General features: G+C 72.4%; 1 pseudogene. It reads right to left on the reverse strand.

Features of this window, described 5'->3' with window-relative positions:
- Positions 1–325, reverse strand: a pseudogene (locus tag VR45_RS41770) (DNA polymerase III subunit gamma and tau); the annotation flags it as partial.
- Between the last annotated feature and the right edge of the window lie 8 nt (positions 326–333).

A 333-nucleotide genomic window follows, 5' to 3' on the forward strand; every position in this document is an offset into this window, starting at 1 on the left:
GCGCCATCTGGGGCGCGGGCGCCGCCGGACGCGCCGGTGGGGCACCCCAGCCGCCCCCGCCGCCACCACTGCCGCTCGGAGTGGCGACCCCACCGGAGCCGCCGCCGGGGCCGGCCGTGCCACCGGACGGATCGACGATGCACTCGATCCGCCAGTCCACGCCGAGCGCGTCCGCCAGCGCGGCCCGCAGCACGTCGTCGCTGTTGCTGCTCACGAAACTGTCGCGGGCACCCGCGTTGATGAACGAGACCTGAAGCACGCTGCCGTCGAATCCGGCCACCTGGCCGTTCTGGCTGAGCAGGATCCAGGCCTGTCTCTTATACACATCTCTGA

Source organism: Streptomyces sp. NRRL S-495 (assembly GCF_000966955.1).
GTDB classification, from domain to species: domain Bacteria; phylum Actinomycetota; class Actinomycetes; order Streptomycetales; family Streptomycetaceae; genus Kitasatospora; species Kitasatospora purpeofusca.